Source organism: Azospirillum isscasi (genome assembly GCF_030849505.1).
GTDB classification, from domain to species: Bacteria; Pseudomonadota; Alphaproteobacteria; order Azospirillales; family Azospirillaceae; genus Azospirillum; species Azospirillum isscasi.
The window spans coordinates 1-6,396 of sequence record NZ_JAUJFI010000235.1 but is presented as its reverse complement, the minus strand read 5'-3'; the positions used below and the strand labels follow the sequence as shown (position 1 = coordinate 6,396).

8 protein-coding genes and 1 pseudogene are annotated in these 6,396 nt (G+C 71.4%); 3 read left to right on the top strand and 6 right to left on the bottom strand.

Annotation, left to right across the window (positions count from 1 at the left end; translation table 11 throughout):
* Together QSG27_RS27000 and QSG27_RS26995 are read right to left on the bottom strand one after the other, a co-directional pair.
* Nucleotides 1-992 (bottom strand): CheR family methyltransferase (locus QSG27_RS27000; RefSeq protein WP_306711671.1); only part of this gene is annotated, 992 nt, incomplete at its 3' end.
* Nucleotides 989-1,519 (bottom strand): chemotaxis protein CheW, encoded by a 531-nt coding sequence (locus QSG27_RS26995; RefSeq protein ID WP_306711669.1) that lies wholly within the window; start codon nucleotides 1,517-1,519, stop codon nucleotides 989-991. The genes QSG27_RS26995 and QSG27_RS27000, both read right to left, overlap by 4 nt.
* Nucleotides 1,520-1,831: 312 nt before the next feature.
* Between QSG27_RS26995 and panD the strand changes: the two are divergent.
* The 3 genes and pseudogenes from panD to QSG27_RS26980 all read left to right on the top strand — a co-directional run.
* A pseudogene (panD, locus tag QSG27_RS26990) lies at nucleotides 1,832-2,230 on the top strand (aspartate 1-decarboxylase); the annotation flags it as partial.
* A gap of 216 nt (nucleotides 2,231-2,446) precedes the next feature.
* Nucleotides 2,447-2,689 carry a hypothetical protein gene (locus tag QSG27_RS26985; protein ID WP_306711667.1) on the top strand — a complete coding sequence of 81 codons (243 nt, stop codon included), beginning with the start codon at nucleotides 2,447-2,449 and terminating at the stop codon, nucleotides 2,687-2,689.
* Nucleotides 2,690-2,759: 70 nt separating this feature from the next.
* Complete coding sequence (locus QSG27_RS26980) at nucleotides 2,760-3,347, top strand: hypothetical protein (protein WP_306711666.1); 588 nt, start codon at nucleotides 2,760-2,762, stop codon at nucleotides 3,345-3,347.
* Here the strand turns inward: QSG27_RS26980 and QSG27_RS26975 are convergent.
* The 4 genes from QSG27_RS26975 to QSG27_RS26960 form a co-directional block, all read right to left on the bottom strand.
* Nucleotides 3,302-4,339, bottom strand: coding sequence for an endonuclease/exonuclease/phosphatase family protein (locus QSG27_RS26975; RefSeq protein ID WP_306711663.1), 1,038 nt, complete (start codon nucleotides 4,337-4,339; stop codon nucleotides 3,302-3,304). The genes QSG27_RS26980 and QSG27_RS26975 overlap by 46 nt on opposite strands.
* Entirely contained in the window at nucleotides 4,336-5,157 is an 822-nt protein-coding gene (locus QSG27_RS26970) for a class I SAM-dependent methyltransferase (protein ID WP_306711661.1), read from the bottom strand. The genes QSG27_RS26975 and QSG27_RS26970 overlap by 4 nt, the downstream gene beginning before the upstream one ends.
* Before the next feature lie 5 nt (nucleotides 5,158-5,162).
* Nucleotides 5,163-5,795 carry a chemotaxis protein gene (locus QSG27_RS26965; RefSeq protein WP_306711659.1) on the bottom strand — a complete coding sequence of 211 codons (633 nt, stop codon included), beginning with the start codon at nucleotides 5,793-5,795 and terminating at the stop codon, nucleotides 5,163-5,165.
* 113 nt (nucleotides 5,796-5,908) lie between these two features.
* Nucleotides 5,909-6,396, bottom strand: a 488-nt coding sequence (locus QSG27_RS26960; RefSeq protein WP_306711657.1) for a D-alanyl-D-alanine carboxypeptidase, incomplete at its 5' end; no start/stop codon positions are given.

Here is a 6,396-nt window from a genome sequence, read left to right as displayed (position 1 = left end):
GGCGGCGGCGGGGTCAGGCCGGTCCGCGTCAGGGCGGTGCGGAGGGTCCTGGCGGCGGGCGGGACGGCAGGGGCTGTGACGGCGGGCGCTGTGATGGCGGGCGCCGCCGCCGGCTGGGCCGCCGCGGGATTGCCGCCGGGACGCGGCTTGCGGTAGAGGGTCGCGCCGGGCACCGGCACCGGGGTGAACAGGCTGTTGACCTGCTGCCCCGTCTCCGCATGGCCGACCACCAGCCAGCCGTTCGGCACCAGCACCTCGAACAGGCCGTCGAGCAGCCGGGTGCGCGTCGGCTCGTCGAAATAGATCATGACGTTGCGGCACAGCACGACGTCCAGCGCGCCCAGTCCCCGCGGGTAGTTGGGCAGCGGCCCGTCCACGAGGTTGAAGACGGAGAAGCTCGTCCATTCGCGGAAGCGCGGTTTCACCGCCCACAGGTCGCCCTGCCGGTCGAAGCACTCCGCCAGCACCGCCGGGTCCAGCCCGCGCACCGCCCAGTTCCCGTAAACGCCGCGCCGCGCCGTGTCGATGAAGCTGGCGTTCAGGTCGGTGCCGACGATGCTGACCTGCCAGTCGCGCAGCTGGTCGGCGAAATGGCGCTTCAGAAGGATTTCCAGCGTGTAGGCTTCCGGCCCGATGGAGCAGCCGGCGCTCCAGATCCGCAGCAGGCGGCTGTCCTGGTTGCGGCGCAGGCATTCGGGGATGGCGACGGCGCACAGCGCCTCGAACTGCTCGGCGTAGCGGAAGAAGAAGGTCTCGCCGACCGTCAGTTCGTTGATGAGCGCCTGATACTCCGGCCCCGCCGGCCCCTCGGCGGCAAGCCGCCCCAGATAGGCGGCAAGGCCGACGGCGGGCTTGTCGGCAAGGCGGCGGTTGATGCGCTCCGCCAGGGCGGCGTCCTTGTCGGCGTAATAGGCGAGGCCGGTCGCCGCGATGACGGCGGCCTTGATCCGGGGGAAGACGGGGTCGCGCAGGATGGCGTCGATGCGGTTCATCGGGCCGCCTCCCCGGCGTCTTCGAGCGGACCGGACGCGCCGAGCCGGGCCAGCCGCTCGTCGGCCATGGCCTGGAAGGCGGCGAGCAGCCGGCCCTCCGCCGCGGTCAGCAGGCGGGCGGGCTCGATCACCGTGGCGGTGCCGTCGCGGTAGGGGATGGTCCCGGCGGCGCAGCCGTTGAAGGTCAGGCCGGCGTCGGTCCCCGTCCGCTCCGCGTCGGGAACGGGCAGGATGTCGAACACCCGGTCGGCCAGCAGGGCCAGCGGGCGCCCGTCCCAATCGGTCAGGAACAGCGGTGCGTACAGCTCCGGCGGCGCGGCCTCGCCTCCGAACAGCAGATCCAGCCGCAGGACCGGAACGGCGCGGCCCTGGTAGCGGAACAGTCCCGCAACCGCCGCGGGTGCCGCGGGCGGGCGGTCCAGCCGGGGCAGCGGCAGGAACCGGCGCACGGACTCCGCCGGCAGGGCGAGCGTCCTGCTGGAGACGGAGAAGATCACGTACCGTGTCGCGGATGCCGTCGCAGCCATCGCGGGCGCACACCTTCCTACGCTTGGTCTGTTGCCGGGTTTGGAAAGCGCAACCGGACCCCGACCCTATTATTGGGTGGCGCCGCGGGGCAGGAAACCGGCGCCGAACATGCCGCATCGCATCGGGGATGGAAATACCACCAAAGGCAAAAGCTACAGCCCAAAAAGGCAAAAGCTTCACCCCAAGGTGGCGGTATGGCGCCGGTCATACTGCGGGTGCCGGAAGGCTTGCTGTTTTCGCAATTGCGGTTACAAACGTTCATCGCCGTTCCCGGCTGCATCGGGGCCGCGGCCACCGACCGGAGAGGGACCATGATCAAGGTTGTCCGAGCGAAACTGCATTGCCTGCGCGTCACCGATGCGAACCTGAACTATCAGGGATCGATCACCCTCGATCCGGAGCATTGCGAGACGGTCGGAATTTACCCTCTGGAATTCGTGGAAATCTGGAACAAGAACTCCGGCGCGCGGATCAGCACATATGTGATCTATGGCGAGCGCGGGTCGCGCTGCTGCGTGCTGAACGGCTCGGCGGCGCGGAGCTGCCAGCCGGGGGACGAGGTGATCATCGCCGCCTCCTGGTACTGCCAGCCGACGGAGCTGGCGGCGCTGCAGCCGCGGGTGCTCACCTTCCATGCGGACAACAGCATCGACCGGACGCTGACTTACGACGTGACGGCGCTGGACGGCGGGCGCTTCGACTTCGCGATCCGCGAAGGCGCCTTCCTGGAGCCGGAACCGGCCTGACCCGCCGGTCCCGAGTCCCTGCAAATAAAGAGGGCGCCGCGGCGCGAGTCCACGCGCAAGGCGAGCGGTGCGGCGACTTGCGCGTTCTTTGCGAGGGATAGGACGTGAGTCCACTTGAACGCGCGGCAATTTCTGCCTACTCTACTTGAGTGGGAGTGCGGACAGCGAGGAGTGCGTGTCATGGGCGTCAGCGGCATAGGGGGCTTTCAACAGCAAGCCTACACGACACCGTTAAGCAGCGGGCCGGCGGCCCTGCAGCAGACACGGGGTACCGATCCGAACCAGCAGGCCCAGAAGGCCGAGGAGGATCGCCGCCAGCAGGTCCAGGCTCAGGACCAGCAGGCTCAGCAGAGCCAGCAGGCTGTGGCCGGCGGCGGCAACACCACCCCGACCCGCGGACAGAACCTCAACATCACGGTCTGATCGCGCGTCGTCCGTTCGGGGCCCGCCCGGGCGGTCCGGGGCAGGGCCCGCAGGGGAAAGGCGGCCAGCCATGGACATCCGAAGCGTTTCCGGCCTCCAGGCGAACCGGCCGGCGACGGCATCGGCGGCACAGACCGTGGCCGATGCCGCTGCACAGACTTCCGAAACATCCGCTTCCAAGACCCGATCCGCGCCGGCGGCGTCCTCGTCCGACCCCGTCGTGGTGGCGGGCGGCTACATCAGCCCGGTCCTGCGCTATGACCAGGGCGCCCGGCTGGCCGTCATCTATTTCCGCGACCGCTCCTCGGGCGAGACCCAGAACCAGATCCCGGCGCAGCAGGTGGTCGAGGAATACCGACGCACGGCCAGCCGTCTGAACGGCCAGACCGGCACGGCGGCGGAGGGCGAGGGCTCCGCGGCGTCCGCCGACGGCGCCCCGCCGGGCGGTGCGGGGCGGTCCGGCTCTTCCGGCTTTGGCCCGCCCTTGGCCGGCAGCGCCCCAGGCTCCGGCGCATCGGCCACAGGCACGGGGACCGCTGGCACGGGCTCGGCGGCGGCCGGTTCGTCCACGGCGGGCCTCGGGGCTTCGGGTGCGGCCCCCGGCGCCGGTTCCTACGGCATCGGTTCCCCCGGCGCGCTGGTGTCCGTCACCGTCTGATCGGGCAACGCCTGTTCGGGCAGTTCGAAGCGGGCCACCAGAGGCGCGTGGTAGCTTTCCGGGGAATGGCTGACCGTGGCGTGGGCGATCAGCTCGTCCCCCAGCGCCTCGTTGTGGATCTCGGCGGAGCGGAACCAGCCCAGCAGGGCGCGCGACACCAGAAGATGGTCCAGCATCACGGCGTCCCCGCCGTGCAGCACGGTGAATCGCCGCTCCTCCGGGACGGAGCGTTCCAGCGGCACCAGCGAGCGCCCGGCGAGATGGCCGTTGCCGGTCTCGTCCAGGTCGGCGCGGATGATGCGGACGGGGGTCTGCTCGATCTCCGCGTTCAGGTCGCCGGCCACCAGGATCAACGCCTGCGGATCGGCGTCGAAGACGCGCTCCACCGCCAGCCGGGCTTCCAGCGCCTGCCCGGCCCGCTTGATGGAGGCCAGATAGAACCCCTCCGCCCAGCCGCCGACGCTCTTCCAGGTGGAGGCGTTCTTCTTCTGCCCCGGCACCGGCGCCGCGATGGGTGCGCGCAGATGCAAATTGAAGACGTGCAGCCGGCGCCCGCCCGGCAGCTCGATTTCCCCGTGCAGCACCGGGCGGTCCCAGGTCACGGCGTCCCCGCCGGGCTGGGCCGGGTCGGCGGTGACCATGCGGACCTGCGGAGGCGGCACCAGATCCTGCCGGTACTGCCGCGCCGCCAGGATGGGCCAGCGGCTCACCAGCACGAGGTTGTGGCGGTCGGCCAGCCGGGTTCCCTCGCCGCCGGAGGTGCGGTGGAACGCGGCGTAGGGTCCGCCCTCCAGCAGCCGGGCGAGCGCGCGCAGGGTCCGCGGCTCCCCCTTCGCTTCGCGCTGGCCGTTCACCTCCTGGAGGCACAGGATGTCGGCGTCCAGCCGCTCCAACTGGGGGCGCAGCACGGCGGCCCGCTCCTCGAAGGACAGGTCGCCGGTGTCGTCCAGGCTTTCCAGGTTGAAGGTGGCGATGCGGATGGTGCGGCTCATGACCCCTCCCCGGACGCCCCGCCCGCTCCGGCGCGGGGGCGTGCCAGGAACAGGTGGTTGCGGTTGATGCGCCGCCGCCGCCGCCGGTGCGCGCTCAGCATCGCCGTGGAGGCGACGAGCGTGGCGACCAGCCCGGCCTCGGCCATGCGCTGGGGTGTATCGGTACCATAGATCCGGTAGTGATAGGGGTGACCGAAGGCCGCAAGCCGCTTGGCGGGGGTGTCCATCGCCGGGTCCTCCCGCGTCGGCCCCTTCGGGTCGTAGGGGAACAGCAGGACGGCGCGGCCCGAGGGCTTCAGCACGCGGGCGATCTCGCGCAGCGCGGCGCGGTCGTCCGGCACATGCTCAAGCACATGGCTGGACAGCACGAGGTCGAAGCGCCGGTCGGGGAAGGGCAGATCCGTCAGGTCGGCCTGCACGTCGGCGGCGGGGTTGAAACGGTCGAGCGTGACGTAACGCCGCCCGTGCCGCGCCCGCAGCAGCGGTTCCAGGCAGGGTTCGGGGGCGGTGTGCAGGATGCGCAGCGACCGGCGCAGGACGTCGGTCCGTTCCGCCAGGAAGGTCCACAGGAAGCGGTGCCGCTCCAGCGATCCGCAATCGGGGCAGCGCGCGTTGCGCCGTCCGCCCAGCCCGAAGGGCAGGAAGCGCGCCGCCTCCCGCCCGCAGATCGGGCAGAGCAAAGGACCGGCGGCGGGCGTCAGGCCGCGGGAGCGTTCGTAACGCGGGCGCTCGTACAGCGCCTCCCGCCGGTAAATGGCGGCCTCGTCGAGATTTTGGTCCGCTATGGCGGGCAGCAGTCCGGACAATCCATGGAGCATGGGGATCAGAACAGTTCGACGTCGCCATCGATCCCGGTTTTGCGCAGCCGGTCCATGAAGGACGTTTCGGACCGCGCGATGTCCCGCACCGTCTCCTCCGCGATCAGGCGGCGCTGGGTGCGGCCCGTGGTGGGATAGAAGCGCACCGCGCGGGCCGCCGGGCCGCCGACGTCCCAGCTCATGGTCGGGATGCCTTCCGCCGCCAGATACTCCATGACGAATTCGACGTTGCGCTGGCCGATGCCGGCGCTGCGCGGGGCGCCGTTGACGCTGGCCCCGCCGAAGATCTTGGCGCGCAGCCGGTCGCGCCGCCCCGTCGCCGCCAGCAGCCGGTTGATGAGCTGCTCCATGGCGGCACTGCCGTAGCGGGAGGCGACGGACAGCCGGTCGCCGTTGTGGTCGGGCAGAAGGAAGTGGTTCATCCCGCCGATGGCGGCGACGGGATCGAACAGGCAGGCGGCGACGCAGGAGCCCAGCGTGGTGGTGATGACGACGTTCGGGTCGCCGCTGACCACGCAGCCGCCGACCACGATGTTGACCACCTCCGCCCCCAGCCGCCGGTCGTGGTAGCGGTTGGCCGCGATGTCCGGCGTGTCGGAACCCTGCTGGTGTCGGCGCGCGCGCGGGGTGATCGGCATCCAGAACCTCGGTGGGACATTCCGTCGCAGTGTACAACCACCCGTCCCCGTCCGCCAAGCGTCGCGGTCACGATACCGCCCCTCTCCCGCCCCGGGAGAGGGATGGAAAGCCCTCACAAACCGGCGATCCACAGCTCCAGCAGGTCGGCCTGGAGCTTGCGGGCGCGGACCAGCCAGGCGCGGGCCTCCGCCGGGATTTCGGCGATGCGGCGGTCCATCGTCCGGTCCATGGCGGCGCGCCGCTCCTCGTCGGTCACGAAGAAGGCGAAGCCCAGCACCCGCCCGTTCGCGGTGGTCAGCGTGCCGGCCAGCGCCTTGGCGTAGGCCAGCGTGCCCGATTTGGCCCGCACGCCGGGCGGCAGGACCTTGCCCTCGTCCTCGCCGGGCAGAAGGGCCAGCACCGCCGGTCCGGCGCCGCGGATCAGCGCCATGGCCTGGGCCGGGGTGATCCGCGACGCCGCGCTGAGGCCCGAATGGTTGACCAGCCGCAGCCCGCTCCAGTCGGTGCGCGGGGCCGCCAGCACGGCCGGCGCGGTCAGCACCGCCGCCGACTGCGGCAGCGTCGCCACCGCCGGGTCCAGCCGCCGCGCGGCGGCCAGCC

Bases quoted from the DNA above. Each gene is read 5' to 3' on its own strand.
- QSG27_RS26985 (WP_306711667.1), top strand. From the start codon at position 2,447: ATGGGCGTCAGCGGCATAGGGGGCTTTCAACAGCAAGCCTACACGACA.
- QSG27_RS26980 (WP_306711666.1), top strand. From the start codon at position 2,760: ATGGACATCCGAAGCGTTTCCGGCCTCCAGGCGAACCGGCCGGCGACG.
- QSG27_RS26970 (WP_306711661.1), bottom strand. From the start codon at position 5,157: ATGCTCCATGGATTGTCCGGACTGCTGCCCGCCATAGCGGACCAAAAT.
- QSG27_RS26965 (WP_306711659.1), bottom strand. From the start codon at position 5,795: ATGCCGATCACCCCGCGCGCGCGCCGACACCAGCAGGGTTCCGACACG.
- QSG27_RS26975 (WP_306711663.1), bottom strand. From the start codon at position 4,339: ATGAGCCGCACCATCCGCATCGCCACCTTCAACCTGGAAAGCCTGGAC.
- QSG27_RS26995 (WP_306711669.1), bottom strand. From the start codon at position 1,519: ATGGCTGCGACGGCATCCGCGACACGGTACGTGATCTTCTCCGTCTCC.